The organism is Streptomyces fragilis, from assembly GCF_003112515.1.
GTDB classification, from domain to species: Bacteria; Actinomycetota; Actinomycetes; order Streptomycetales; family Streptomycetaceae; genus Streptomyces; species Streptomyces fragilis.
The window spans coordinates 1,729,504-1,756,193 of the sequence record NZ_BEVZ01000002.1 but is presented as its reverse complement, the minus strand read 5'-3'; the positions used below and the strand labels follow the sequence as shown (position 1 = coordinate 1,756,193).

General features: G+C 73.2%; 17 protein-coding genes and 1 tRNA gene. 12 read left to right on the top strand and 6 right to left on the bottom strand.

The window, feature by feature from the left end:
• The first annotated feature begins 1 nt into the window (after nucleotide 1).
• A complete protein-coding gene (locus tag Sfr03f_RS09400; RefSeq protein WP_108953179.1) occupies nucleotides 2–1,147 on the top strand; it encodes an RNA polymerase sigma factor in 1,146 nt (381 codons plus the stop codon).
• A gap of 79 nt (nucleotides 1,148–1,226) precedes the next feature.
• On the opposite strand, the gene Sfr03f_RS09395 is transcribed toward Sfr03f_RS09400, so the two are convergent.
• Both Sfr03f_RS09395 and Sfr03f_RS09390 read right to left on the bottom strand, forming a co-directional pair.
• Nucleotides 1,227–4,145 (bottom strand): glycoside hydrolase family 48 protein, encoded by a 2,919-nt coding sequence (locus tag Sfr03f_RS09395; protein WP_108953178.1) that lies wholly within the window; start codon nucleotides 4,143–4,145, stop codon nucleotides 1,227–1,229.
• Between the two features lie 309 nt (nucleotides 4,146–4,454).
• Nucleotides 4,455–4,528: transfer RNA gene (locus Sfr03f_RS09390), tRNA-Pro, on the bottom strand.
• 104 nt (nucleotides 4,529–4,632) lie between these two features.
• Between Sfr03f_RS09390 and Sfr03f_RS09385 the strand changes: the two genes are divergently transcribed.
• Nucleotides 4,633–5,154, top strand: a complete 522-nt coding sequence (locus Sfr03f_RS09385; protein ID WP_108953177.1) for a DUF309 domain-containing protein — start codon at nucleotides 4,633–4,635, stop codon at nucleotides 5,152–5,154.
• A 9-nt stretch (nucleotides 5,155–5,163) separates the two neighbouring features.
• On the opposite strand, the gene Sfr03f_RS09380 is transcribed toward Sfr03f_RS09385, so the two are convergent.
• Complete coding sequence (locus Sfr03f_RS09380) at nucleotides 5,164–5,937, bottom strand: sulfite exporter TauE/SafE family protein (RefSeq protein ID WP_108953176.1); 774 nt, start codon at nucleotides 5,935–5,937, stop codon at nucleotides 5,164–5,166.
• 154 nt (nucleotides 5,938–6,091) lie between these two features.
• Between Sfr03f_RS09380 and Sfr03f_RS09375 the strand changes: the two genes are divergently transcribed.
• Complete coding sequence (locus tag Sfr03f_RS09375) at nucleotides 6,092–7,081, top strand: ABC transporter substrate-binding protein (protein WP_159105601.1); 990 nt, start codon at nucleotides 6,092–6,094, stop codon at nucleotides 7,079–7,081.
• Nucleotides 7,082–7,200: 119 nt separating this feature from the next.
• On the opposite strand, the gene lhgD is transcribed toward Sfr03f_RS09375, so the two are convergent.
• Nucleotides 7,201–8,418, bottom strand: coding sequence for an L-2-hydroxyglutarate dehydrogenase (gene lhgD / locus Sfr03f_RS09370; RefSeq protein ID WP_108953174.1), 1,218 nt, complete (start codon nucleotides 8,416–8,418; stop codon nucleotides 7,201–7,203).
• Nucleotides 8,419–8,627: 209 nt separating this feature from the next.
• Between lhgD and Sfr03f_RS09365 the strand changes: the two genes are divergently transcribed.
• Both Sfr03f_RS09365 and Sfr03f_RS09360 read left to right on the top strand, forming a co-directional pair.
• A complete protein-coding gene (locus tag Sfr03f_RS09365) occupies nucleotides 8,628–9,155 on the top strand; it encodes an NUDIX hydrolase family protein (protein ID WP_108953173.1) in 528 nt (175 codons plus the stop codon).
• 141 nt (nucleotides 9,156–9,296) lie between these two features.
• On the top strand, nucleotides 9,297–9,527 hold the full coding sequence (locus Sfr03f_RS09360; protein WP_108953172.1) for a hypothetical protein: 231 nt from the start codon (nucleotides 9,297–9,299) through the stop codon (nucleotides 9,525–9,527).
• 224 nt (nucleotides 9,528–9,751) lie between these two features.
• On the opposite strand, the gene Sfr03f_RS09355 is transcribed toward Sfr03f_RS09360, so the two are convergent.
• Nucleotides 9,752–13,075: a right-handed parallel beta-helix repeat-containing protein gene (locus Sfr03f_RS09355; protein ID WP_108953171.1), complete on the bottom strand. Its 3,324-nt coding sequence runs from the start codon at nucleotides 13,073–13,075 to the stop codon at nucleotides 9,752–9,754.
• Between the two features lie 186 nt (nucleotides 13,076–13,261).
• Here Sfr03f_RS09355 and Sfr03f_RS09350 point away from each other — a divergent pair, with 186 nt between their 5' ends.
• A complete protein-coding gene (locus Sfr03f_RS09350; protein ID WP_108953564.1) occupies nucleotides 13,262–14,455 on the top strand; it encodes a S8 family serine peptidase in 1,194 nt (397 codons plus the stop codon).
• A gap of 128 nt (nucleotides 14,456–14,583) precedes the next feature.
• Here the strand turns inward: Sfr03f_RS09350 and eccCa are convergent, their stop codons facing one another.
• Complete coding sequence (eccCa, locus tag Sfr03f_RS09345; protein ID WP_108953170.1) at nucleotides 14,584–18,543, bottom strand: type VII secretion protein EccCa; 3,960 nt, start codon at nucleotides 18,541–18,543, stop codon at nucleotides 14,584–14,586.
• 232 nt (nucleotides 18,544–18,775) lie between these two features.
• Between eccCa and eccD the strand changes: the two genes are divergently transcribed.
• From eccD to Sfr03f_RS31515, 6 genes are all read left to right on the top strand, one after another.
• Nucleotides 18,776–20,176 (top strand): type VII secretion integral membrane protein EccD, encoded by a 1,401-nt coding sequence (gene eccD / locus Sfr03f_RS09340; protein WP_108953169.1) that lies wholly within the window; start codon nucleotides 18,776–18,778, stop codon nucleotides 20,174–20,176.
• A gap of 10 nt (nucleotides 20,177–20,186) precedes the next feature.
• Entirely contained in the window at nucleotides 20,187–21,725 is a 1,539-nt protein-coding gene (gene eccB / locus Sfr03f_RS09335; protein ID WP_108953168.1) for a type VII secretion protein EccB, read from the top strand.
• A 218-nt stretch (nucleotides 21,726–21,943) separates the two neighbouring features.
• Nucleotides 21,944–22,279: a hypothetical protein gene (locus Sfr03f_RS09330; protein ID WP_108953167.1), complete on the top strand. Its 336-nt coding sequence runs from the start codon at nucleotides 21,944–21,946 to the stop codon at nucleotides 22,277–22,279.
• An 85-nt stretch (nucleotides 22,280–22,364) separates the two neighbouring features.
• Nucleotides 22,365–22,685, top strand: a complete 321-nt coding sequence (locus Sfr03f_RS09325) for a WXG100 family type VII secretion target (RefSeq protein ID WP_108953166.1) — start codon at nucleotides 22,365–22,367, stop codon at nucleotides 22,683–22,685.
• A gap of 103 nt (nucleotides 22,686–22,788) precedes the next feature.
• On the top strand, nucleotides 22,789–23,265 hold the full coding sequence (locus Sfr03f_RS09320; RefSeq protein ID WP_108953165.1) for a type VII secretion system-associated protein: 477 nt from the start codon (nucleotides 22,789–22,791) through the stop codon (nucleotides 23,263–23,265).
• Between the two features lie 136 nt (nucleotides 23,266–23,401).
• Entirely contained in the window at nucleotides 23,402–26,671 is a 3,270-nt protein-coding gene (locus tag Sfr03f_RS31515) for an AAWKG family protein (protein ID WP_108953164.1), read from the top strand.
• Nucleotides 26,672–26,690 lie beyond the last annotated feature (19 nt).

Genomic DNA, 26,690 nt, shown 5'->3' with positions numbered 1-26,690 from the left:
GATGGACGAGCTCCTCCTGCGGAGCCTCACGCCGGGTGTGCTCGCCGTCCTCGTCCGCCGCGGAGCCGATTTCGCGGCGGCCGAGGACGCCGTCCAGGACGCGCTGCTGGAGGCGGTGCGCGTGTGGCCGGACGACCCCCCGCGGGACACGAAGGGGTGGCTGGTCACGGTCGCCTGGCGCCGGTTCCTGGACGCCCGCCGGGCGGAGGCCGCGCGGCGCCGCAGGGAGGATCTGGTCGAGGAGGAGCCTGCGCCCGGCCCGGTGTCCGGGGTGGACGACACACTGTGGCTGTACTTCCTGTGCGCGCATCCGTCGCTGACGTCCTCGTCGGCGGTGGCGCTCACGCTGCGCGCCGTGGGCGGGCTCTCCACCCGGCAGATCGCCCGGGCGTACCTGGTGCCGGAGGCGACCATGGCGCAGAGGATCAGCCGCGCCAAGCGGACCGTCTCCGAGGTCCGCCTCGACCGGCCGGGTGACGTGGCGACGGTGCTGCGGGTCCTCTACCTGGTCTTCAACGAGGGGTACTCGGGCGACGTGGACCTGGCCGCGGAGGCGATCCGGCTGACCCGGCAGCTCGCGCGGGTGATCGACCACCCGGAGGTGGCGGGGCTGCTCGCCCTGATGCTGCTGCACCATGCCCGGCGGGCGGCCCGCACCGCGCCGGACGGGAGCCTGGTGCCGCTGGCCGAGCAGGACCGGGGGCTGTGGGACACCCGGGCGATCGCCGAGGGCGTCGGCATCCTGCAGGCGGCGCTGGCCCGGGACCGGCTGGGCGAGTACCAGGCGCAGGCGGCCGTGGCGGCGCTGCACGCGGACGCGCCGCGCGCCGAGGAGACCGACTGGCCGCAGATCGTCGAGTGGTACGACGAGCTCGTGGGCCTCACCGGCAGCCCGGTGGCCCGGCTGAACCGGGCGGTGGCGGTCGGTGAGGCGCAGGGGCCGCGCGCGGGGCTGGCGGCGCTGGCCGAGGTGGACGCCGCGCTCCCCCGTCACACGGCGGTGGCGGCGTACCTGCACGAGCGGGACGGCGATCCCGCCACCGCGGCCCGGCTGTACGCCGAGGCCGCGCGGCGGGCGCCCTCCGTTGCCGAACGCGACCACCTGACGCTGCGGGCGGCCCGGCTCAACGCCGCCCGAGGTGGCTGACCGGCGCGCCGGAGGAGCACATGGGGCTGCCCCGGAGCGGATCGCTCCGGGGCAGCCCCCCCTTGCCGTGCGGCGCCCGCTACTCGAGCAGCTCGCCGTAGGCCCCGAGCGCGGTGGCGATGTCCGCCTGCGCCCAGAACCGGTGGTAGGTGAAGACCGGCGCGGAGCCGCCCTTCAGGTAGGCCTCGATCTTGGACCAGGCCGGGTCGTTCTTGTAGAAGCTGCGCATGGAGATGAAGGTCGACGAGGAGTCGACGGTGTCCCCGTTGGGCATCTTGCCGGTCCAGCCGGAGGGCACGTACACCGGGTCGTCGAACCGGTTGTAGTCGGTCCGGGTCTCCGGGACGGAGACGCCCAGACCGTCCTGGTGGTGGTCCCACATGCCGTCCAGCAGCGCCTTGGCGGTCGTCTTGGCCTTGGCGTCACCCGACTTCGCGGCGTAGTAGGTGAGGACCTTGGCGTACGAGCCGGCCACACCCACGTCGTTGGTGTAGTCGACCACCGAGACGTGGAGGTTGTTGTTGGCGCCGGGCGACGAGGCGTTCCAGGTGTCCGGGGCTCCTTCCCAGCGGAGGTTGGACGGGAACTGGAAGGTGCCGTCGGGGTTGACCGTGGTCTTGGAGACGGCCCAGTCGACCCACTTCTTCACGACCGCGCCGGCCTTGGCGTCACCGGTCTGGTAGTAGTACTCGGCGACGCGCTCCATGGACCAGGCCTGGAAGCCGAACCACTGGTTGGACGGCGGGTCGTGGTAGACCGGCTTCTCGTCGTAGTACATGCCGTAGAAGGTCGGCGTCCCGGACGGCGGCTGGGCGTAGCGGCCCTGCCAGCTGTTGGTGGCGCCGCCGGCGATCGCTCCCTCGCTGGACTGCAGCCAGGTGTAGAACTCGATCTGCCGCTTCAGGCTGGTGGACCAGTCGGTCTTGCCCGTCGAGGACTTCGGGGCGAGCGGGGCGTAGTTGCTCAGCGCCCAGGCCGCCATCGGGTTCTGGTAGCCGCCGTGCGCGTGGCTGGAGCCGATGCGCCAGGACCAGCCCGCCGAGGTGTCGGTGGCGCCGCCCCAGGCGTAGTACCAGCTGAGCAGGTAGTGGGCGCTGTTCTTGCCGCTGCCCGCGGGGCAGGTGGTCGGGCCGACGCAGTCGCCGACCTTCTTGAAGTACTTGTCGAAGAGGGCGTACCGCAGGTAGTCACCCATCTTGGCGGCCTTGCCGACGGTCGTGGAGACCTCGGAGCCCTTGCCCTGCTCCTTGGCCCAGACGTCGGCCCAGTAGGCCGCCTGCACGGCGCGGGCGTCCGCGTCGGGGGCGTTGGTGAACTTCCACTGCTTGGCGTACGAGGAGTCGCCGGTGAACAGGTCCAGGTAGCCGTTCTTGCCACCGTAGGCGAAGTTGTCGCAGGTGGGGTGGGTCACGGTCTCCCAGACCGACTCCTGCGGACCGCGCTGGAAGGTGTTGATGTAGGACGGGCCGGTGGCGGTGGGTCCGGCGTTGCACTTGCCGGGCTCGTTGCCGTAGCCGTAGGTGTTGTCGACGTCCTGGATCCAGTGCATGCCGTAGATGTCGTCCGTGCCGTACGCGCTCTTCAGCTCGGCCGCGATCGGGTCGGCGCCGGACTTGGCGGACGGGTCCAGCCTGGCCGGGTACTGCGAGGGCAGGTCGTGCTCGGGCGCGTAGGTGGCCGGCTCACCGGGCTTGTAGAACGAGTTGGTGGGCTGGTCGGCCTTGGTGGGGATCATGAATTTCTCCATGGTCTCCCACGCCTTGTTGAAGCGCGTCCAGTCGCCGGTGACCCTGCCGTACTGGGCCTGCAGCCAGATCAGGTAGCTGTACGCCTCGGAGGTGGTCTCGTGACCGTGGTCCGGCGCCTCGACGATGAGCGTCTCCACCGAGTGGTAGGGGATGCCCTCGGGCGAGAAGTAGCCGTTGGCCGGGTCGGTGATCTTGCCGTACAGCTCGAGGAACTTGGCGTCGTAGGTGCCGCCGGCCGAGAGCTGGGTGGCCGTCACCTTGGCCGCGGTGTGACCGTTCGCGGAGGAGGCGAAGACGGCGGAGCCGGTGCCGGAGGCGGCCGCGGAGATGGTCACCTTCTGCGCGACGTTCCAGTTCTGCGGGGTGAAGGTGAGGCTGGCGCCGCCGCTGACGGTGAGGCCCGTGTTGCCGGACTCCCGCGCGGTGGTGACGGTCACGTTCGCCGAGGGCTGCTTGGAGAGGCTGACCTCGTAGGTGGCGCTGGTGCCCTGGCGGACGCCCAGCTGGGTCGGGGTGGCCGTGACCGACGGACCCGAGACGATCTTGATGCCGACCGGCGAGGACTCGCCGGTGGCGCCCTGCGAGTCGTAGGCGCGGGCGTAGAGCGAGTGGTCGCCGGCCGCAAGCGTGCTGGTTTTCAGCTCGAACGGCGAGGTGGTGTCGGTGCCGAGCAGGGCGGTGTCGCTGTAGAACTCGACCTTGCTGATGGTCGCGTTGTCGGCGGCGGCCGCGGTGGCGGCGAGCGGCACCTCGGTTCCCACGGAGTACGTCGCGCCGGGCGCCGGGCTGGTCAGCACGGCGACCGGGGGCTGGTGGGCCCCGGTGCAGGTGGTGCCGTTGACGGCGAACGAGGTCGGGGCGGCGTTGGTCCCGCTGTAGCTGAACTGGGCGCCGGCCGTGGTCGCCGCGCCGGCCGCGAGGGTCTTGTTCCAGCTCGTGTTGGTGACGGTGACCGTCTTGCCGGACTGCGTCCAGACGCCGTTCCAGCCGTTGCTCAGCTTCTGGTTGCCGGCGTAGTCGTAGGTGATCCTCCAGCCGTCGAGGGCGGCGGATCCCCGGTTGGTCAGGGTGAGCTCGGCGGTGAAGCCGGAGCCCCAGTCGTTGGTCTTGTAGTCCACGCTGCACTGGACCGCGGCCGCGTGCGCGGGCGCGGCGGACAGGTTGGAGATCGTGAGGGGTAACGCCAGTAAGGCGGCCAGCGCGGTGGCTGGACCGCGCAGGCGAGGCCGGTGTCTCCTGAGGAGCTGCATGCGGGTGCGTTCCTTTCCCAAGGGCCTCTCGGCCCGTGGCGGACGGGAAGGTGGGAGGTGACGCCCATACCTGTGGGAGCGCTCCCATAGTTCGCAGGCTGTAGGGACACTGTCAAGACCTCCCGTTCGCTTTTCGAAGGCACGCGAGCGACCGCGTCGACCTGGCGAACAGAGGGTGAACCCGTTCCCCCCGCCGCCCGGAAAAGGGCCCGCGCGCTGTCGATCGGGCCGAAAGGCCGATCGGCGCCCGGGAACGGGCGAAGGCCGCCCCGGATTGCTCCGGAGCGGCCTTCGCCTGCGACTTCTCAGTCGGGACGACAGGATTTGAACCTGCGACCCCTTGACCCCCAGTCAAGTGCGCTACCAAGCTGCGCCACGTCCCGATCGCTCTCCCGCGGCGGGCCGCGCGATCACGTTCAGGAGTACTTTAGCGCACGTCGGGGGCCTGCTCGAAGGGGGTGGGGAGGCCGGGCGGGACAATGGGCCGATGAGCAGCTCTTCGAGGGGACCGAGGGACCGGGACGACGAGGGACGGGCGCGCAACGCGCGGCCGCGGGACGGCCTGGGCCGGCCGCTGCCGTACGGGGCGGAGGGGGTCGACCGCCAGCCGGAGGGCGTCGTGCGCACCCCCGGGGAGACGGTGGCCGAGGCGCAGGCGCTGCTGGACGCGGGGCGGCCGTTCCACGCGCACGAGGTGTTCGAGGACGCCTGGAAGGCCGGCCCCGAGCAGGAGCGCGACCTGTGGCGCGGCCTGGCCCAGACCGCGGTGGGCCTCACCCACGCGGCGCGCGGCAACCTCGCGGGCGGCGCGCGGCTGCTGCGGCGCGGGGCGGGTCATGTGGAGGCCTGGTGCCGCGCCGCCGGCCGCGACGGGGTCCACGGCATGGACCTGACCTCTGTGGTGGCGTGGGCGAGGGCGCTGGCGGACGACGTCGAGGCGGCGCGCGACCCGCTGGACGCGGGCGCACGCGCCCCGCGGCTGCGGGGCGGCCGGCCGGGCGAGGGGTGAGCGGCGGCGTCAGCGCAGCAGCAGCTGCACGGCCCCCAGCACGGTGGCGGCGATCACGAGTTGTTCGAACAGCCGCTGGTTGATCCGGGTGATCGCCCACCTGCCGAGCAGGGAACCGGGGAGCACGAACGGCACCAGGGCGGCGTCCAGCAGCAACGCCCGCGTGTCGATCAGGCCGAGCCCGACGCTGAACGGCACCTTGCCGACGTTGACGATCAGGAAGAAGAACGACGAGGTGCCCAGGAAGCCCAGTTTCCTGAAGCCGGAGGACAGCAGGTACATGGACATCACGGGGCCTCCGGCGTTGGCGACCATGGTCGTGAGGCCGCCCAGCACGCCGTAGGAGCGGGCCTTGATCCGTCCGGCGCGGGTGACCACCGCGTCGGGTTCGTCGTCCGGCCGGCCGCGGCGGGTCCGCCACACGGTGATGGCGGTCATCACCAGCAGCGTGACGGCGATGGAGACGCGCACGGCGCCGTCGTCGGCCCACATCAGGAAGAAGGTGCCGAGGACGACGCCCACCGCGACCGCGGGGAAGAGCTTCCACAGGGTGGGCCAGTGGGCGTGCCGCCGGTAGGCCAGCACCGCGAGCACGTCGCCCGCGATCAGCACCGGCAGCAGGATGCCGACGGATTCCCGGGCCGGGAGGACGGCCGCGAAGACGGCCAGACTCACCGTGTTGGCGCCGCTGACGGAGGTCTTGGAGAAGCCGACGAGGAAGGCCGCGGCGGCGAGCGCGGCGAACCCCCAGGGGGTGATGTTCCAGAGTGTCATCGTGTCCATGCGGAGGCCGATGCTAGGCGAAGCGATCTCCGCCGGACACCGCGTTCCGGCCCGTGACCGGCGCCCCGGGCGGACGGCCACGACGCGCCCGCGTCGATCCGGACGCCGCACTGCCGGTACCGTGCCGATCACACCCCTCGCAAGGAGCGCCTGCATGCCGATGCCGCCGACCCGTACCCGGCCCCGGAGCCGGGCCGTTCGCCGGGCCGTCCTCGTCTCCGTGGCCGTCGCCGTCTCGAGTGCCCTGCTGCTCACGGGGTGCACCGGCGAGGATCTCGGTCCCGCGGACGGGGCGGAGGACTCCGAGACGGCGGGCCCGGTGGGCACGCGCCGGATCGTGGACGCACACGGGCGGACGGTGGAGGTGCCGCTGGGCCCCCGGCGGGTGGTGACGCTGAGCCGGGCGACCCTGGACGCGGCACTGGCCCTGGGCGTCGAGCCGTACGGCACTGCCGTGTTCGCGGCGGACGGCGACCGGACGCCGTCCTACCTGGCCGACCGGGCGGTGCCGGCCCGGGTGGTGGCGCGGGACGGCCGGGTCCGGGTGAAGAGGCTGGAGGCGCTGGAGCCGGACCTCATCCTGGTGGACGAGTCCACCCGCGCGGTCGACGACCTGGCCGGGCTGCAGGCCGTGGCGCCCACGGTGGTGACCTCGACCGGCGAGGACGACTGGAGGCGCGCCTTCACCGCCACGGCGCACGCCCTGAACCTGGCGGCGGCCGGGCGGCAGGTGCTGAGCGAGTACGGCGCCGAGCTCGCCGAGGCGACGCGGGCGGTGCGGCCCCGGCTGGCCGGCACCCGGAGGTCGGTGGGCGTGGTCCGGTGGGCGGACGGCGAGCTCACCCCGCCGGCGGCCGCCGACCACGTCCGTTCCACGCTGGGCTCGTTGGGCCTGCGCCGCGCCCCGGGCGAGGGGACGGACGGCGACTTCGTCTTCTTCGGCGTCCGCGGCGCCGGGCGCGGCGAGGCGGTCGAAACTTTCGCGTCGGCACGGTCCCGCCCGGGTCTGAGGCGTCTCCTCGAGGCGGACGAGAAGCACCGGGTGGCCGTGGTCGACGGCTCGGCCTGGGAGGCCCCGGGCGGCCCCATCGCGGCGCGCACGGTGCTGGGCGACATCCGCCGCGCGGTCGTCCCGACGGGCTGACCCAGCGCACTGGGCCTCTGCCGTACGCGGGACGGTCGGGCGGAGGCGGTTCGGGCGCCGCGGTCGGGCGGAGGCGGTCCGGGCGCGGCGGTCAGGCAGAGGCGGTCCGGTCGCTGCGGTCAGGCGGAGGCGGTCCGGTCGAGTACGGCGTCGGCGATGTGCTCGGCGATGGCCATGGACGAGGTGGCGGCGGGCGAGGGTGCGTTGCGTACGGCGGTGACGGGGCCGAGGTGCTGGACGACGAAGTCGTCGAGCAGCGAGCCGTCGCGGGCGAGGGCCTGGGCCCGGACGCCCGCACCCGCGCGGACCACGTCCGCGGGGCCGATGCCGGGGACGTAGGCGGCGGCGCCCTTCATGTAGGCCCGTACGGAGAGCGAGCCGCGCAGCTCCCTGGCCCCGGTGCGCCAGTGCCTGCGTGCCAGGCGCCAGGCGCCGGGGAAGGCGGCGACGCGGGCCAGCTCGCGCGGGTCGACGTCGGTCAGGCGGTAGCCCTCGCGGGAGAAGGCGAGCACGGCGTTCGGGCCGACCTCCACGGTGCCGTCGACGCGCCGGGTGAAGTGGACGCCGAGGAACGGGTAGCGGGGGTCGGGCACCGGATAGAGCAGACCGCGCACCATGCCGGCCTTCTGTGGCCGGACCGACATGTACTCGCCCCGGAACGGGACGATGCGCGGGTCGGCCCCGGCGCCCGCGAGCCGGGCGACCCGGTCGCTCTGCAGGCCCGCGCAGATCACCAGGCGGTCGGCGTGGACCAGGGACTTGCCGTCCCGGGAGATGACCTCCACGCCTCCCTGGGCGGGCCGGCGGATCCGTCCGACGGGGAAGCCGGGGCGGATCTCCCCGCCGGCCGCCTCGACGTCCGCGGCGAAGGAGCGCGCGACGGCCGTGTAGTCGGTGATCGCGGTGTGCGGGGAGTGGACGGCCGCCAGTCCCGCGGCGTGCGGCTCGATCTCCCGGATGCCCTCCCCCGTGACCTGCCGGACCCCGGGCACCCGGTTCTCCAGGGCGTTCGCGTACAGCGCCTCCAGACGCGGGACCTCCTCCGGGGTGACGGCCACGACGAGCTTGCCGCACTCCTGGTAGGGCAGGCGGCGGTCCTGGCAGTACTCGCGCAGCAGGGCCACCCCGCGGGTGCAGAGGGTCGCCTTGAGGCTGCCGGGCCGGTAGTAGATCCCGGCGTGCACCACACCGGAGTTGTGGCCGCTCTGGTGGGCGGCGACGCGCCGTTCCTTGTCCAGGACGACGACCCGGGTGCCGGGGCGTCGTGCGGCGATCTCGCGGGCGGTGGCGAGGCCGACGATGCCGGCGCCGACGACGGCGATCGTTTCCTCGGGCATCGGCTCTCCTTTCTGCGGGGCCCGGTACCGCGCCCCGGTGGGACGTACGGTGGCCCGGGGTGATCCTGCCCGCTCACGGGGCCGCCGGGGAAGATCGGCGGCCGCGCACACCCCGGCCACACCTTCCGGTCCGTCCCCCGTGCGGGGGTCCTCCGAGGCGGCATGCCCACCGACCGGCCGGGGAAAGTATGATCGCCAGCGTGTCTGACATGACCGAAACCACGCCCGGTTGGCTGACCACCGACGAACTCGAACTCGCCCGCGCCCGGATGCCGATCCTGTACGTCGAGGCCGTGCCCGTGCGCGTCGACGACAGCGGTGAGGTCACCAGCGTCGGACTGCTGCTGCGGATCGGCCCGGACGGAGCGGTGACCCGCTCCCTCGTCTCCGGCCGCGTCCTCCACCACGAACGGGTCCGGGACGCGCTGCTGCGTCATCTGGAGAAGGACCTCGGCCCGGTGGCGCTCCCCCGCGTGCCGGCCTCGCTGCAGCCGTTCACCGTCGCCGAGTACTTCCCCACCCAGGGCGTCACGCCGTTCCACGACCCGCGCCAGCACGCGGTCTCGCTCGCCTACATCGTTCCGGTGGCCGGCGACTGCAGACCCCGGCAGGACGCGCTGGACCTGGTCTGGTTCAGCCCGCAGGAGGCCGCCTCCCCGCTGGTCCAGAACGAGATGCCCGGCGGACACGGCGTCCTGCTCAAGCAGGCCCTGGCCCACATCGGCTGCGTGAGCTGACCGCCGAGCGGGGCGCGGGAGGACGGCCTCCCGCGCCCCGGCCGTCCTCGTTTTCCGCCCGTGACGGCGGGTACCCGCCTGCCGCACCGCGCCCGCCCACCCGCACGGGTGGGCGGGCGCCTCGAGGATGGGAGCGAGAACATGGCCGGACCCGAGAGCCCCGGACAGCGGGACGACGACGAGCAGCGGGACGACCGGACCCCCGACCGTGGCCCCGGCGCGCATTCCGGGCTGGAGCAGGAGGCGCAGGAGCGCGTCGTGCCCGGCACGGCGAGCGCGACGGAGGGCTACAGCGGCGGCGGCACCGGTGCCGGCGAGCCGCTGAAGGGCGTCGAGGACGAGGCGGCCGACGAGGACGACGAGGAGTCCTGACCCGGGCCACGGGGGACGCCGGCCCGCACACGGCGAGGGCGGGCACGGGTCCGTCCTCCGGGCACGCACGACGGCCGGGGGCCGGTACCGGATCGCTCCGGTACCGGCCCCCGGCCGACTGCTTCCGCCGGCCGCCGCGTGCCGCTTCCGCCGCGAGCCGCTTCCGCCGCGTGCCGCTTCCGCCGGCCGCCGCGTGCCGGCCGTGCTCGGCCGGCACAGGCGCCTCAGCGCGGCATCCCGGCGGGGTCCTCCACGGGCAGGTCCTCGGGAAGCAGCAGCCGCAGGTCGTCCAGGCCGGGCGCGGCCAGCGTGCCGATCCGCCGGGCCTGCCGTGTCATCATCGCCTCCACCAGTCGTCGTCCGGTGCGCGCGTTGCCGAAGTTGCGGTCCCGCGGGATCGCCGCCACGTACCGGCCGAGCGCCGCCACGGTCTCCGGCGGGCAGTCGTAGCCGGAGTCCGCGGCCTGCGTGGTGACGATCTCGACGAGTTCCTCGGTGGTGTAGTTCTCGAACTCCACGGTGCGGGTGAACCGCGAGGACAGGCCGGGGTTGGAGTCCAGGAACCGCTGCATCTCGGCGGTGTAGCCGGCCGCGATGACGACGATCTCGTCCCGGTGGTCCTCCATCAGCTTCAGCAGCGTCTCCACCGCCTCCCGGCCGAAGTCGCTGCTCGCGCCCTCGGGGGTGAGGGTGTACGCCTCGTCGATGAACAGCACGCCGCCCAGCGCCCGCTCGAAGACCTCCTTGGTGATCTGCGCGGTGTGACCGACGTACCGGCCGACCAGGTCGGCGCGGGCCACCTCCACGAGCTGGCCCTTGGGCAGCACCCCCAGGGAGTGCAGCAGCTCCGCGTACAGACGGGCGACGGTGGTCTTGCCGGTGCCGGGCGGACCGGAGAAGACCAGGTGCTGACTGATCTTCGGCGTGGGCAGCCCGGCCGCGCGCCGCCTGCGGGTCGTGGCCAGGAGGTTCACCAGGTCGGTCACCTCGCGCTTGACCGCCCCGAGGCCGACCATGGCCTCGAGCCTGGCGAGGAGTTCCTCGGAGCTGGTCGTGCCCTGCTCGGCGGCGCCCGCGTCGGCGCCGACGTCCTCGGGCAGCAACAGGGACAGATCCGCCTCGGCCGGGTCCGCCATCGAGCCGAGCCGGAACGCCTGCCGGTCCACCATCTCCTCGAACACCCTGCGCGCGGCGCGGCCGTTGCCGAACGTGGCGCCCCGCTCCATCTGTCCGTAGTGCCGGGCGAGCGCGTCCAGCGTGCGCGGGTCCAGCACGTAGTGGTGGGCCTCGCACATCCGCTCGGTGATCGTGACGAGCTCCTCCACCGAGTAGTTGGCGAACTCGATGGTGCGGGTGAAGCGCGAGGCCAGACCGGGGTTGGAGTTGAGGAAGTCGGCCATCTCGTCGGTGTAGCCGGCGGCGATCACCACGACGTCGTCGCGGTGGTCCTCCATCAGCTTCAGCAGGGTGTCGATCGCCTCGCGGCCGAAGTCGGCGCCGCTGCCCTTGCCGTCCGAGAGCAGCGTGTACGCCTCGTCGAGGAACAGCACGCCGCCGAGCGCCTCGTTGAACGCCTCGGTCGTCTTGATCGCCGTACCGCCGATGACCTGGGCGACCAGGTCGGCCCGGGACACCTCGACCAGGTGCCCCGAGCGCAGCACGCCCAGGTCGGTGAGGATGCCGCCGTACAGGCGGGCGACGGTGGTCTTGCCGGTGCCGGGCGGACCGGAGAAGACCAGGTGGCGGCTCATCGGCGGGACCGGCATGCCGAGCCGGGCCCGGCGCTGCGCCAGCTGGTTGAGGTTGACCAGGGTGCGGACCTGGTGCTTGACGTCGGCGAGGCCGATCAGTGACTCCAGCTCCTCCAGCGGGCCGGACGGAGCCGCCTTCGCGGCGCGGCCCCTGCCGCCCGCGTCGCCCGCCGGCGCCGCGCCAAAGACCTCGGCGCCCCACACGTCGGGGGCGCCGTTGCCCGCGCTGGTCAGGTCCTCCACGGCGCACCGGTCACTGGCGCGGGTCTGCTTCAGGCCGGCGCCGCGGTTCTCCCGCACGGCACAGCCCGTGACGGTGACCGGCTCGGTGCTGTCGATGCGGATGCCGTCGCCGAGGCTGCCGGTGACCGTGCAGGCGTCGAGGGACAGCCGGGCCCCGTCGACGGCCATCACGCCGTGCGCCCCCGCGTCGGTGATCTCGGTGCGCAGTACGGACAGCTCGCCGCCCTTGTCCACGGCGACGCCGGAGGCGCCCGAGCCGTGCACCCGGGCGTCGCGGACCGTTCCCCGGCCGTCGGCGCCGATCCGGATGCCGGCGTCGGCCGCGCCGCGCACCGTGGTGTCCCGCAGGTGCGGGTTGCCGCCGCCGGCGATCCGCACGCCGGCCGCCCCGGCGTCCAGGATCTCGCAGTCCTCCAGCCGGCCGCGGCCGTCGTCCACGACCTCCACGCCGCACCCGCCGGGCGCGGTGATCCGGGCGCGGCGGACCAGCGGGTTGCCACCGCCGCGGATGAGGACGGCGGTGCCGGCCGCGTCGGCTATCTCCAGCCGGTCGAACTCGGCGGCCGAGTCCTCCTCCAGCACCACGGCGCCCTTGGTGTCCGCGCAGTCGCGCACCGTGGTGTCGGTCAGGGTGGGCGTGCTGCTGCCGATCACGCGGATCGCCGGTCCGCCCGCCGTGTCGAACTCGCACTCCCGGAAGGTGCCGCGGGAGCGCTCGGTGACGGCCAGTCCGTTGCCCTTGGTGCGTGAGGTGCGGCAGCGCAGCACCTCCGGGTCGGCGCCGGTCGCCACCACGAAGCCGGGACCGGAGGTGTCGGAGACCGTCACGTGCTCGACCACCGGACGCGAGTCGCTGGTGACGTACACGCCGACGGCCGCGTCGTGGACGCGCACGCGCCGCACCAGGGTGCTGCTGCTGCCCTCCAGGGCGAGGGCGGGCTTCTGCGTGCCGGAGACGTCGCAGTCCTCGACGAGGCCCTGGGCCTCGCCGTTGGTGAGCACGCCGTTGCCGCGGGCGTCGCGGATGCGGCAGCCCCGCACGGTGGTGCGGCCGTTGTCGCTGATCACGACGGCGGTGGTGCCGAGGTTCTCGAGCACGCAGTCGGCGACGACGCTGCCGGTGTCCGTGGTGTCCACCACGCCGGCGCCGGCCGGGTTGCTGACCCGGCAGTCCCGCATGGCCAGGGAGCCCGTCTCGCGGGCCAGCAGGGCGGTCCAGCCGGAGCCGACGACGGTGCAGCCGTCCATGGCGACCTGGCCGCGTGCCGCGTCGACGACCGGTACGTCCTCGGAACCGCCGCGCAGCGTCAGGTCGGTGAGCATGACCGCGTCGGCGACCAGGACGATCGCGCTGCCCCTGCGGGGACAGATCTCGACGCTGCCGCGCTCGCCCTCGGCGACGATCGTCACCCGGGTGCGGACGGTCAGGTTCTCCGGGTAGCGGCCGGGCCTGACCCGGACGACCGCGCCGCTGCGCGCCTGAGCCAGGGCTTCACCGATGGTCCCGAAACTATCCGGCTGATCCGGGCAGACGGTGAGCAACTGCCGTGCCAAGCTTGATCCTCCTCGTTCCGGCGTCGCGGTCGGCCCTGTGGGACGGCGGGACGCGCCGGATGCAGGCTACGTGAGAGTGCCGGTCATCTACCAGGCGGGTATGGGTAGTTCACGCGTATTCACCTGGACGTTCCGCACCGCGGGGACCGTCGGGACCTCTGAGCCGGACACCATAGGATGCCCGCCATGCGACGCGACCCCACCTCCGGGCGTGCGGCCGCGGCCGCCGTGCCGGCCGCCGTCCCCCTGCTGGCCGCCGTACTCCTACTCGCCTCCGGTGCGACACCCGCCGCGGCCGACTCCGGCCCGGTGGAGCTGCCGGTCGTCCGTACGGAGCTGGCCCCGGACGAGGCGTGCGCGACGGCGTCGGGCAGGACCGCGAAGAGCGAGCCGTGGACCACCCGGGCCCTCGGTCTGTCCCGTGCGTGGCAGCAGTCCCGGGGGGCCGGGGTGACCGTGGCGGTGGTGGACACCGGTGTCGGCACCTCGATCCCGGCCCTGTCCGGCCGGGTGGAGACGGCCGGGGGCGGGGGCGGCGACTGCGTCGGCCACGGCAGCTTCGCCGCCGGACTGATCGCCGCGGCCCCGGCCGAGGGCGTGGGCGCCGTGGGCGTGGCGCCCGCGGCGAGGATCCTCGCGGTGCGGGCCACCGGGGAGCGCGGCACGACCACTCCCGCCCTGCTCGCCGACGGCATCAGGACGGCCGCCGGGTCCGGCGCGAAGGTGATCTACGTCGCGCGGGCGCTGCCGACCGGCAAGGAGGAACTGACCGACGCGGTGGAGTACGCCACCGGGCACGACGCCCTGGTCGTCGCCCCGTTCGCCCCGGACGCCCTGCCCCGGGACGCGGACGAGGAGGCCGCCCCGCGCTGGTACTGGCCTGCCTCGGCGCCGGACGTCCTGGCCGTGATGGATCACGGCTCCGGCGGCGGCCGGCCCGCCGGGGCGCCCACCGCCCTGTCGGCGGACCTCGCGGCCCCCGGCGTCGCGGTGGTCGGCAACGGGCCCGAGGGCACCGGGCACTACCTGGGTTCCGGGTCCTCCCTGGCGGCCGCGCACGTGGCCGGTGCGGCGGCGCTCGTACGGGCGCGCCATCCCGGCCTGAGCGCGGCCGAGGTGTCGCGCCGGCTGACCGACACGGCGTACCCGGCCTCTCCCCCGCGCCTGGACGCCTACGCCGCCCTCACCGCCGTCCTGAGCGACACCCCCGGCACGGTGCCGCGGCAGCCCGCCGCCGTCCTGCCCGCGGAGCCCTCGCGGACTCCCCGCACCCGTGCCGTGGTGATCGCGTCGGTCGGCGGCGGGCTGGTCCTGCTGGTGGCGGCGGGCGCCGCGGTGATCCCGCGGGGCCGGGCACGACGGTGGCGGCCGGCCGGCTGACGCGTCCGGCGCCCGGCACCGTCGCGTCCGGCACCGGCCCGCATCCCCGCCGGTCGCCCCCGCCGGGGCGGTACGCCGTGCCGCCCCCGGGGGGGGGTGGCACGGCGTGGGCGGGTGGCGGTGCGGGGTCAGTTCTTCCGGTCGCCCAGGAACGCCGTCTGCACCTGGACCGTCTTCCGGCGGGCGATCCGGGTGGCGCGGCCCGGGGGCAGCAGGCGGCCCTTGGCGTTGCCGACGACGTACCCCTCGGAGGGCGGGCAGGACAGCAGCAGCGTCGGGGTGTTGACCTCCTGGAGCCTTCGCATCAGGTGGTCGCCCATGGCGCGTCCCGCGCCGGTGGCCGCGCGGGCGACCACCATGTGCAGACCGACCTCCCAGCCCAGTGCCAGCTGGTCGAGCAGCGGGTCGAAGGGGGCGTTCATCGGTCCGGAGCCGAGCATGTCGTAGTCGTCGACGAGGACGAACAGGCGCGGCCCGTTCCACCAGTCGGCCAGCCGCATCCGGGCGGGGGTGATGTCGGGTCCCGGCACCCGGACCTTCACCGCCCGGGCCGCCCCGTCCACCAGGTCGCGCAGGGCGTCGATGGAGACGGCGTGACCCAGCCGGTACTCGTCGGGGACCGCCTCGACCAGTTCGCGGCGGTAGTCCACCACCATGATGCGGGCCTCGGCGGGCGAGTACCGCCGCATGATGGCCTGGGCGGTCAGCCGCAGCAGGTTGGTCTTGCCGCTCTCGGTGTCGCCGATCACCACCATGTGCGGGCTCTCGGCGAAGTCGTGCCAGACGGTGGTGAGTTCGTTCTCCTCCAGGCCCAGCGGCACCCGGAAGTCGCCCTCCGGCGCGGGCAGCGCGGACACCGGCAGCTCGGTGGGCAGCATCCGCACCCGGGGCGCGGGCGGGCCCGTCCAGCTCTCGGCGACCGCGCTCACCAGTGCGGCGACGCCCTCGCCGAGGTCGTCGCTCTGTTCGACGCCGTCGATGCGGGGCAGCGCCGTGAGGTAGTGCAGCTTGCCCTCCCGGGTCAGGCCGCGGCCGGGGACCCGGGGGACCGTCGCGGCCCGCCGCATGTCGATCTCGGAGTCCATGGGGTCGCCCATGCGCAGCTCCAGGTGCGTGCCCGCCTGGTCGCGCACGGCCGACGGCAGCTCCACCCAGCGTGCCGTGGTGACGATGAGGTGGACGCCGTAGTTCAGGCCCCGGGCCGCGATCGCCCCGAAGGTGGAGATCTGCCGGTCGTAGTCCTGGCGGACCGTGGACCAGCCGTCGATGACGAGGAACACGTCGCCGTGTTCCTGGTCGGCGAACTCCCCGGCGGCCCGGCGCCGCCGGAAGGTGGTCATGGAGTCGATGCCCTGCTCCAGGAAGAACTTCTCCCGGGCCGCGAGCAGCGCGTTCACCTCGGCGATGGTCCGGCTCACCCGCTCGGAGTCCAGCCGGGCCGCGACGCCGCTCGTGTGCGGGAGCCCCGCGAGGGAGGCCAGTGTGCCGCCGCCGAAGTCCAGGCAGTAGAACTGGACCTCCCGCGGGGTGTGGGTGAGGGCGAGGGCCGTCAGGATGGTCCGCACCATGGTGCTCTTGCCGCTCTGCGGGCCGCCCGCGATCGCGATGTGCCCGCCGACTCCGGACAGGTCGACGGTCAGCAGGTCCCGCATCTGGTCGAACGGCCGGTCCACGATGCCGATGGGCACCTTCAGCCGGCCGCGGTCGGGCCAGCCCACCGTGGTGAGGCCCAGCTCCGGGTCGGGCGTGAGCGGCGGCAGCACCTGGTCGAGGGTGGCGGGCAGGTCGAGCGGCGGCAGCCACACCTGGTGCGCGGGCGGTCCGGCGCCCAGCATCCTGTCGACGGCGACGGACAGCAGCGTGTCCCCGCTCTCCTCGGTCTCCGGGTCGGGGTCCGGCGGCTCGGGCATCGCCCGGGGCACGACGTAGCCGCTCGTCCAGGGCACGGTCTGGCCGGCGGCGCGGGCCTGGCCGGCGCTGCCGCGGCGGTGCCGGTAGGCGCCGGAGACGTAGGCGGCCCGGAACCGGGTCAGGGCCTCGACGCCCGACTTGAGGTAGCCGCTGCCCGGAGCCGGCGGGAGTTCGTAGGCGTCCGGCACGCCGAGGACGCCGCGGCTCTCCATCGCCGAGAAGGTGCGCAGGCCGATCCGGTAGGACAGGTGGCTCTCCAGCTGGTGCATGCGGCCCTCGTCGAGGCGCTGCGAGGCGAGCAGGAGGTGCACGCCGAGGCTTCGGCCGAGTCGGCCGATCATCACGAAGAGCTCCATGAACTCCCGGTGCGCCGCGAGCAGTTCGCTGAACTCGTCGACGACGACGAACAGGCTGGGCAGCGGCGCGAGCGGGGCGCCGGCGGCGCGTGCCTTCTCGTACTCCAGGGCGGAGGTGTAGTTGCCCGCGGCGCGCAGCAGTTCCTGGCGGCGGATCAGTTCGCCGTGCAGGGCGTCCTGCATGCGGGAGACCAGGGCAGCCTCGTCGGCGAGGTTGGTGATGACGGCCGAGACGTGCGGGAGCTCGTCCAGGCCGAGGAAGGTGGCGCCGCCCTTGAAGTCGACGAGGACGAAGTTGAGGGTCTCGGAGGAGTTGGTGAGCGCCAGCGCCAGGACCAGGGTGCGCAGCAGCTCGCTCTTGCCGGAGCCGGTGGCGCCGATCAGCATGCCGTGCGGGCCGGTGCCGCCCTGGGCGGACTCCTTGATGTCCAGTTCCACCGGCTGGCCGTCGACGCCCACCGCGATGGGCACGCGCAGCCGGCCGGGGCCGGTGCTGCGCTGCCACAGGGTCTGCGGGTCGTGCCGGTACAGGTCCTGGATGCCGAGCAGGGTGGTCAGTTCCACCTCGGTGGCCAGCGGTTCGGAGGCGTCCGTGCCCATGCCCATCCGGTAGGGCGAGATCCGCTTGGCCAGGGCGGCCGCGCCGCGCGGGCCGAAGGAGTCGGGCCGCCCGAGGAGGGTGGTCTGCTCCTTGCGGTCGCGGTCGGTGCGTACCAGGCGGAAGGCGTCGCCGCTCACGTCGAAGCGGAGGGTGACCCGGCCGGGACGCCAGGTCAGGGCGCCGGTGAGGTCCAGGACGACGGTGTTGCGCAGGCCGGGGCCGTCGAGGCGGTGGCCGCCGGGGACCGTGCCGCCGTCGATGACGATCACGGTGAAGGGCTCCTCGCGGCCGGGGACCGCGTCGGGGTCGAACGGCGGGCGCTCCAGGAACTCCGCGCCCAGCAGGTCCTCCAGTTCGTTGAAGGCGGACCCGGTCATCCGGGCGGGTCCGGCGCCGTCGTTCTCCTGCGGGTGCAGGTGGTGCGGCAGCCACTTGGCCCACTCCCAGTCGGCGCGCCGCTCGTCGGACACGCACAGCGCGATCCACACGTCGTCCGGGGAGTGGAACGCGGCCAGTTGGGCGACGATCGCCCGGGCCAGGGCGCGGATGCGGTCCTCGTCGCCGCGGAACAGGATCCGGGCCCAGGCCCGCAGGTAGATGGCGATGGGCTGGTCGGGGACGGTGTTGTAGGCACGCATGAAGCTGCGCAGCGCGTGCGCGGAGAGCGGTTCCAGGTCCTCGACGGGGGTCGTGGCCGTCGGGTTGAGGCGCAGGCCGAGCTTCTGGTCGCCCACCGCCACCCGGATCTCGCCGAAGTCCTGGTCCTGCGGGCGGCGTTCCCACAGCCGGGTCGACCCGACCAGGGACCACAGCGCGGACGGTTCGGGGTGGCGCCATGCCAGGGCGCGCTGCTGGTCCATCACCGCGGTCCGCACCTTGCGGCGGGTCTGGGTGAGGTAGCGCAGGTAGTCCCGGCGCTCGCCCTTGAGGCGCTGCTTGCGCTCGCTGTTACGGCGCATCACCTGGCCGAGCATCATGGCCGCGGAGGAGATGACCATCAGGCCGAGGGCGAGGTAGATGAAGCTGCTGCCGCCGCTGCCCATGCCGGGACGCATGAACATCAGCATCATCGACACCGACATGAGCGCCATCGGCAGGTAGGTCCACACGGCGGACGAGTCGGGGACCACCTCGGGGAGCGTGGGCGGCTCCTGGAGGGTCAGTTCTCCGTCCGGCATCTCGGGGCCGCGTCTGCGGGCGGGCCGGCGGAACAGAACCACACTCACCGTACGGGTCTCCTTACGGAGCGGCCGCCGGGCCGACGGTGCGCGCTCACGGGTGGGGTGACTGATGCTGGGATCTCTGCTGCTCCGGGGGCGAGGTCACCCCGAAGAGATGTTTGATATTACGATCACGCCAGCTGACCACCAACCAGCAACCCCCCTGTTCCGCACGCCCGTTGCGTGTCCGTCGACATGCGACGGCGAACCCCGGAAGGCGTGAGCCAGACCGATGAGTGACAACCAGGTGGCCGGTCTGTGCCGCCTGACCGTACGCGCCCCCGCCCGCACGATCGACCTGGCCGTGCCCGCCGACGTACCGGTCGCCGACCTGCTGCCCGCCGTGCTCGGCTACGCCGGCGACGACCTGGAGGAAGCCGGCGTCGAGCACGGCGGCTGGGTGCTGCAGCGCCTGGGCGGCGAACCGATGGACGAGGAGCGCACCCTCGACTCCTTCGAGCTGCGCGACGGCGAGACCGTCTACCTGCGGCCCCGGGTCGAGGCGCTGCCCGAGGTGCGTCTGGACGACCTGGTCGACGGCATCTCCACCACCCTGCGCGACCGCCCGTACGGCTGGACCCCGTGGGCGGGCCGGGCCCTGCTGCGGGGTCTGGCCATGGCGGCGCCCGCCGTCGGGCTGGTGGTGCTCGCCCTGCCCGGCGGCTCCGGCTCCGTCCGGGCGCTGTGCGCGGCGGCCGCGGCGCTGCTGCTCCTGGCGGGCGCCGCCGCGGCCAGCCGGGCGGTCGGCGACGGCGGGGCCGGTGCGGTCCTGGGGCTGATGGTCACCCCCTATCTGGCCCTGGCGGGCTGGCTGCTGCCGGGCGGTGACATCACCGGTCCGCACGGTGCGGAGGTGCTGGGCGCCCGTGTGCTCGCCGCGTCGGCGGCCGGAGCCGGCGGGGCGGTGCTCTCGCTCGCCGCGGTGGCCGCGTACGCCGCGCTGTTCCTCGCACCGGCCGTGATCGCCGCGTTCGGGGCGCTGGCGGGCGCCCTGATGCTGGCCGCCGGTCTCGCCGCGCACGAGGTGGCCGGTGTCACCGCGCTGGGCGCCGTGCTCCTCGGCGCCTTCGTGCCCGGTCTGTCCTTCCGGATGGCGGGCCTGCGCATGCCTCCGCTGCCGACCAACGCCCAGCAGCTGCAGGAGGGCATCGAACCGCATCCCACCGCGGTCGTCGCCTCCCGGTCGGTGCTGGCGGACGGCTGGATGAGCTCGCTGTACGGGGCGGTCGGCGTGGTCTGCGCCGGCTGCCTGACCGTCCTGGCGCGCCGCGACGGGCCGGCCGAGGTCTTCACCTCCCTGGCGCTGGCACTGCTGCTGGTCCTGCACGCCAGGGGGCTGGGCAACGTCTGGCAGCGCCTGTTCCTGACGCTGCCCGGCGCCTGGGCGCTGATCCTGCTGGTGTTCGCGCAGGCACTGGACTCCGGCTCCCTCGGGCGGCTGCTGACCGTGGTGGGCCTGCTCGCCGTGACCGCCGGACTCGCCATCGCGTCCTGGACCGTGCCCGGCCGGCGGCTCGTGCCGTACTGGGGCCGTGGGGCGGAGCTGCTGCACTCGGCGGCGGCGATGGCCCTGCTGCCGCTGGTGCTGTGGGTGCTCGGTGTCTACGGGGCCCTGCGGTCCCTCAACGGCTGAGGAGAGCACGGTGCAGAACAGGCGTGATCAGGTACAGGCGCACATGTTCGTCATGGGGCGCCTCACCACCGCCATGCTGCGCGGCGACCCGGACGCCCCGGAGAGCCCGCAGGGCAGGACCAACCGCGGGGTCGCGATCGGTGTGGTGATCGCCGTGCTGGTGTCGGCGGGCGCCTTCGTGCTGGGCCTGCTGAAGCCCGGCGTCAAGGACTCCTGGAAGGAGGCGGGCACCGTCGTCGTCAACAAGGACACCGGCTCCCGCTACCTCTACCTGGACGGCCGGCTGCGGCCGGTGCGCAACTACGCCTCGGCGCGGCTGCTGGCGGGCCCCGACGTGAAGATCGTCTCGGTCGGCTCCGGATCCCTGGCCGGTGTTCCGCACGGGGCGCCGGTGGGCATCGTCGGGGCGCCCGACGCGCTGCCCGCCCCCGGCGACCTGGACACGGGCCCGTGGCAGGTCTGTTCCGGCACCGCCGACGGCGCCGCCACCACGGTCCTCGGCGTGGGCGCGCCCGCCGGCGGCGGACTGGACGCCGGCCAGGCGCTGGTGGTGACCGGCCCGGACAGGACCGACCACCTGGTGTGGCGGGGCATCCGGCTGCGTCTGGACGACGAGCGCGGCGCCTCGCGCTCCCTCGGTTACGACACCACCGCGCGGGTGAAGGTCTCGGCGGCGTTCCTCAACTCCCTGCCCGCGGGCCCGGACCTTTCCCCGCCCGACGTGCCGGACCGCGGCGGTCGGGGGCCTGAGCTCGACGGTCGCGAGACCCGGATCGGGCAGGTCTTCCGGGTCACGGCGCCCGGCTCGGAAGCCCGCTACTACCTGCTGCGCGAGGAGGGGCTCGTCCCCCTGACCGCGACCGGTGCGGCCCTGGTGCTCGGCGACCCGGACACCCGCGAGAAGGCCTACGGCGAGCAGGCTCCGGCCGCGGTGGAACTGGGCCCGGCCGCTCTGGAGGGCCGCACGGCCGACGCCGCGGACACCGACCTCACCGACCTGCCCGCCGCACCGCCGAAGGCCGTGCGGCTGGAGCCGGGGCAGGTGGCCTGTGCCCGGGTCGAGAGCGGCGGTTCCGGTACCCGGGTCAGCGTCGCCCTGTCCTCGCCGTCCGTCCTGGGCCCGGCCGCGCAGCCCGCGCCGGAAGGGCTGACCCCCGCCTGCGTGCCCGTCGACCGGATCACCGTCCGGGCCGGCGGCGGCGCGCTGGTGCGCGCGCTGGGCGCCGGGGGCGGCGCCGTCGGCGACACGGTCTACCTCGTGACCGACAGCGGCATGAAGTACCGGGTCGCCGACGACAAGGCCCTGGGGGCGCTCGGGTACGGCGGTGGGCAGGCGCGGGGGCTTCCCTCGCCGCTGCTGGCGATGCTGCCGACCGGCCCCGACCTGAGTACGGCGGCGGCCGTGACCGGACGCAGCAGGACGACGGCCGCTGCCTGCGGTTCCTCGTCGGACACCGCCGCGCGGGGCGAGGCGGGGAACAGCGGAGCGGACGGGTCGCGGGCGTCGGGGGACGCACCGGCCCCGGGCCGGCCGGCCCGGGAAAGCTGACGTGTCCGCCACGTGACGTTCCGTCAAATTCTGCGCTCCGGGCGGCAGTCGGCGAACCGAAGCGCAAGGGCAACCGAGCTCTTTTGGATATCGTCTGATCAACTGTTCCGCGTAGGGGGATCAGTTGCCCCGGCCGAGCGGACACCCGCCGTCCGCGGCCGGCCGCGAGCCGGCCGGGCGCCGGGGCCAGGCGGCGCGACCATCAGGAGGTGCGGTACATGGCAGGCTTCCAGCAGTCCGAGGAGCAGGCGACCCGGAACGGCATTCAGGCTCTCGAGTCGGCCTTCACCGGCGTGCAGAACTGCAGGCAGGACGTCGAGAACATGAAGTTCAACCTGGCCTCCGGGCTCAAGGGTTCGGACGGCAAGGCCTTCCAGGACCTGCTCAAGCTCTGGGACGACCAGGCCGAGATCATCTCCAGGAACGTCCGGGAAATGGTGGACACCCTCAACGAGACCCTCCGGGTCCAGGGCCTGACCCAGGGGTCCAACAGCGAGGCCATCAACACCTCGTACACCCAGTCGCAGGCCGTCTTCGACGCGCTGAGCGGCTGACTCCGGAGCGCGGCCCGGCGCCGGGCCGGGACACCGTTCCTCCCTCCCATTCCCTCCGTAACTGTTGCGAGACGAGGCCCTCACGATGAGCGACTTCACCGACGGACACATCTACGTCGACTACCGGCACATGTCGAACGCGGCCGACGACATGGTCCAGCAGACCCGGGCGATCGCCAGCATCCTGGTCAACCTGGACGCCGAACTCCAGGCGCTCAAGGCGACCTGGGAAGGTGACGACCGGGAGGTCTACAACGACAAGCAGGTCGCCTGGAACAACGCCGTCCAGGCGATGCAGGACCTGCTGGAGAACCACTCCCACCTGCTGACCGAGGTCTCCGGGAACTACCAGTACAGCGAGAAGTCCCTCACCCAGCTGTGGAGCGAGGTCCGCGTCGGCCGCTGAGCCGGCCCGGCGCGCACCCCCGTCACCGGACGGCGGCCCCCCACGCCTCGGGGCGGCCGCCCGTCCGGTGCCCCGACAGTGACAGTCCCGGCAGGAGAAGGACATGGCGGACGACAGCACGACGGTCAATCTCGACAAGGCCTGGTTGGAGAACTTCCTCAACCACGACATCCTCAACTTCCGCGACGCGCTGAAGAAGATCACCCAGAACGGGCTCTCCGCGACCGGCGAGGTCATCCCGTCGCTGGAGAACCTGAGCGCGCGGGGCAAGGTGACCGACGACTGGCCGATGGAGGCGACCCGGCCGCTGATGATCGGTTACATGGCCGACAACGAGACGGTGAACGGCGCCGCGCTCGTCGAGGCGGTCACCGGCCTCATCAAGGAGCTCGTGCCCATCCTGGACAACCAGGTGCAACTCTTCGAGGACATCGAGGACAACCTGCGCACCAGCATCGAGGAGCTGTTCAAGACCCAGGGCGAGAACCTCGCCAAGATCGACGGCGACAAGCTGCTCGACATCTTCGAGGACGTCGACGACACCCTGGGCGAGGCCGGCGGCGGCGACGAGGACGACTAGGCCCGTCCGGCGGAGCACGCCGCGGACCGCGCCTGCCCTCCCCGCCGGGCCGGTCCCCACGGGCCCGCCCACGCCCCCGCCGGCTGCCGCACGCAGCCCGGACCTCCACCCACGCCCCCGTCAACGGAGTCAGACCGTGGCAGAAGACGCAGTACCGGAACAGCACGTCAGGGCGCTCGACGCAGACAACGACTCCTGGCAGAAGGCGGCGTACTGGTTCACCGGGTACGACGCGCCGCACCGGGACACGCTCTTCGAGTCCCTCATCGGCAACGACGGCATCCCGCAGATGAAGGTGGAGCTCACCCGGCAGAACTACGTCGACTACGTCGACCCCAACGACTTCAACTGGCGCGTCGAGAACGCCGGTTACCGCATCGAGAACACCGACTTCGTCATCCCCTTCTACACGACGGGCGGGGACGACGCGTCCGCCGGCGACCAGGTCTCGATGTACAAGGCCCGCATCACCATGCTGGGCAACAAGGGTGACGACGGCCCGTCGGGCGGTGTCGTGGAGGGCGGGGAGTTCAAGAGCCAGTACGACAACCACCTCGGTCTGAGCGGTGACAAGGCCACCTGGTCGACCGAGAAGCTGACCCAGTACGCCTACGGGACGGGGCGCGCGATGGAGGCGCTGCTCTACAACGAGAACGGCACGGTCGGTTTCCGCTGGAACAACAAGAACGTACTGGACGCGGGGGCCGTCTCGCTCAAGTCCTTCGACACCGCGGCCGCCGCCTTCGACCGGGTCGCCCAGTTCTTCGCCAACCAGGAGAAGGTCGTCGCGGAGTGGCAGCGCCGGGTGGGCACCGAGCAGGACGACGCCTGGCGCGGCCAGGCCGCCGGTGTCTTCTGGACCCTGATCGACACCATCAACCGGCAGTACAAGGGCTTCGCCGACGACATGGGCGCCGCCAACGGCCTCTCCAAGCAGGGCAACATCCTGCGTGAGGCCCGCGGCGCGTTCCGCGACGCCGTGGTCGAACTGCACCGTTCCTGGATGACCTGGGTCACCAAGCACAGCAATCCGCTGATCGCGCTGAACAAGCTGCTCGTGGACATCACCGACCACGTGTGGGAGAACAACATCAAGCAGATCACCTACAAGGTGAACAGCAGCGGTGGCCCCTACGCGACCTACTACACCACGTACCACGCCAAGGCGGGCTTCGACCAGACGGCCACCCGGCACGGCAAGAGCGACAACTTCGGTCCGCTGGACGAGCTGAGCACCTGGAAGGCCGTGGGGGAACGGGCCGTCCAGCACTGGCAGGCGTACGTCATCCGGGACCTCGTGGAACCCGCGGAGACGGCCCTCAAGGCGATCCACAACAGCTGGAGTCCCACCACCATCGACCTCGGTTCGGTGAGGGTCCGTGGTGAGAGCGACCTCACCAGCTCCTACAAGGAGGATCTGGCCGAGAAGCAGGCGGACGACGCCAAGAAGGCGGCGGCGGAGGCCCAGCGCAAGCAGGACGAGTTCATCCAGTGGCAGAAGGACCAGGCCGCCGCGGCCAAGGCCGAGCAGGAGCGCAAGGAGAAGGAGGCCGAGGCGAAGGCGGCCGCCGCCAAGGCCGAGCAGGAGCGCAAGGAGGCCGAGGCCAAGGCGGAACAGGAACGCAAGGAGGCCGAGGCCAAGGCCGAGCAGGAACGCAAGGAGAAGGAGGCCGAGGCCAAGCAGGCCGAGGCGGAGGCGAAGGCGGAGCAGAAGCAGGCCGAGGCGGAGGCCAGGCAGGAGCAGAAGGAGAAGGAGGCCGAGGCGAAGCAGGCCGAGGCGGAGGCGAAGGCCGAGCAGCTGCGGGCGGAGCAGGAGGCGAAGCAGGAGGAGGCGCAGAAGAAGCAGGAGGAGGCCCAGGCCCGCGCGGAGCAGATGCAGCTGAGCCAGTTCAACCTGACGCGCGCCGACCAGGAGAAGGCCCGCCAGGAGCAGGAGCGGAAGCAGGCCGAGGCCGAGGCGGAGGCCGACGCGAAGGAGGCGGAGGCCGAGGCCGAGCAGGCGGAGAAGGAGGCGGAGGCCGAGCGGAAGCAGGCCGAGGCCGAGGCGAAGCAGGAGCAGAAGGAGAAGGAGGCCGAGCGGAAGCAGGCGGAGGCCGAGGCCAAGGCCGAGGAGCAGATGCGGCAGCAGGAGGAGGAGCAGAACAGGCTCCGCACCGAGCAGGAACTGCGCCAGGAACAGCTGCTGACCGAGCAGGAGAAGCAGGAGGCCGAGCGGCAGGCGCGGCAGGAGGAGGCGCAGCAGCGGCAGGAGGAGGCCTACCAGCAGGCCCAGGCCGCCTACGAGAGGCAGTCCGAGGGGCTGCTCAACCCCGGCGGCGGCCTCCCCGGCTCCGTCGGCGACCTGCATCCGGGCGGCGTCCAGCTCGGCTCCGGCGACCTGAATCTCGGTGACCTGGGCTCGCTGCGTCCGGACGGGCTCGCCTCGAACCCGTACTCCGAGGACGGCACGCTGACCAACCCGGGGGGCAGCAGGACCACGCTCGACGACAGCGGCCGGCTCGTCACCGAGCACCCGGACGGCAGCAGGGTGCAGATCGACCCCGACAACCGTACGGCGACGATCACCCGGCCGGACGGCACGGTCGAGACCGGTCCCCTCAACATCGGTGACCTGCTGCCCAACCCGGACGGCAGCACCACCCACCTGGACCGGAACGGCGACATCGTCACCGAGTACCCGGACGGCACGGTCACGAGGGTCGACCCGGACACCGGCATCGGCACCACCACCCGCCCGGACGGCACCGTCACCACCGGCAGCCTCAACGGTTCCCTCGGCGACCTGCCCTCCCTCTCCGGCACCGGTTCGTCGCTGCCGTCCTCCTTCGCCTCGCCCTCCTTCGCCTCGCCCTCCTACGACTTCGGCTCCTACGAGGAGGAGTTGTACGACGAGTCGCCCTACGAGTCTCCGTACGCCTCCCCGGCGACGCCAGCTATGACCGCGGCGCAGCGCGAGGCGGAGTCCGGCATCCCGCTCAACACCGGCTCGCTGCCCGGCGGCCTCGGCATGAGCGGCATGAACGGCACCGGAGGCATGCCGATGGGGGGCATGCCCATGGGCGGCATGCCGATGGGAGGCGCGGGCGCCGGCAACCAGTCGGAGTCGGAGCGCGTCCGCAACGTCATCGACAGCGGTCAGCCGCTGAACAGCCGCGGCGGCCGTCCCGGGGCGGTCCCCGCGGCGCGGTCCGTGCAGGGGGAGAACGACGTGCGGGTGTCCCCGGCCCGCGCCTCCGCGGCCACCACCAGCGGCAGCCCGTTCCTGCCGATGGGTGGTACCCCCGGCGGCCCCGGCGGCCGGCCGCAGACCGAGAGCGGCGACCGCGCGCGCGAGGTCTGGGCGGAGGACGACGACGACGTCTGGGGCACCGACGAGGGCGGCGCACCCGCCGTCATCGGCCGATGAACAGCACAGCACAGCGAAG

Excerpts from the sequence above, each read along its gene's own strand:
- Sfr03f_RS09400 (WP_108953179.1), top strand. The coding sequence starts at position 2 with ATGGACGAGCTCCTCCTGCGGAGCCTCACGCCGGGTGTGCTCGCCGTC.
- Sfr03f_RS09395 (WP_108953178.1), bottom strand. The coding sequence starts at position 4,145 with ATGCAGCTCCTCAGGAGACACCGGCCTCGCCTGCGCGGTCCAGCCACC.
- Sfr03f_RS09385 (WP_108953177.1), top strand. The coding sequence starts at position 4,633 with ATGAGCAGCTCTTCGAGGGGACCGAGGGACCGGGACGACGAGGGACGG.
- Sfr03f_RS09380 (WP_108953176.1), bottom strand. The coding sequence starts at position 5,937 with ATGGACACGATGACACTCTGGAACATCACCCCCTGGGGGTTCGCCGCG.
- Sfr03f_RS09375 (WP_159105601.1), top strand. The coding sequence starts at position 6,092 with ATGCCGATGCCGCCGACCCGTACCCGGCCCCGGAGCCGGGCCGTTCGC.
- lhgD (WP_108953174.1), bottom strand. The coding sequence starts at position 8,418 with ATGCCCGAGGAAACGATCGCCGTCGTCGGCGCCGGCATCGTCGGCCTC.
- Sfr03f_RS09365 (WP_108953173.1), top strand. The coding sequence starts at position 8,628 with ATGACCGAAACCACGCCCGGTTGGCTGACCACCGACGAACTCGAACTC.
- Sfr03f_RS09360 (WP_108953172.1), top strand. The coding sequence starts at position 9,297 with ATGGCCGGACCCGAGAGCCCCGGACAGCGGGACGACGACGAGCAGCGG.
- Sfr03f_RS09350 (WP_108953564.1), top strand. The coding sequence starts at position 13,262 with ATGCGACGCGACCCCACCTCCGGGCGTGCGGCCGCGGCCGCCGTGCCG.
- eccD (WP_108953169.1), top strand. The coding sequence starts at position 18,776 with ATGAGTGACAACCAGGTGGCCGGTCTGTGCCGCCTGACCGTACGCGCC.
- Sfr03f_RS09330 (WP_108953167.1), top strand. The coding sequence starts at position 21,944 with ATGGCAGGCTTCCAGCAGTCCGAGGAGCAGGCGACCCGGAACGGCATT.
- Sfr03f_RS09325 (WP_108953166.1), top strand. The coding sequence starts at position 22,365 with ATGAGCGACTTCACCGACGGACACATCTACGTCGACTACCGGCACATG.
- Sfr03f_RS09320 (WP_108953165.1), top strand. The coding sequence starts at position 22,789 with ATGGCGGACGACAGCACGACGGTCAATCTCGACAAGGCCTGGTTGGAG.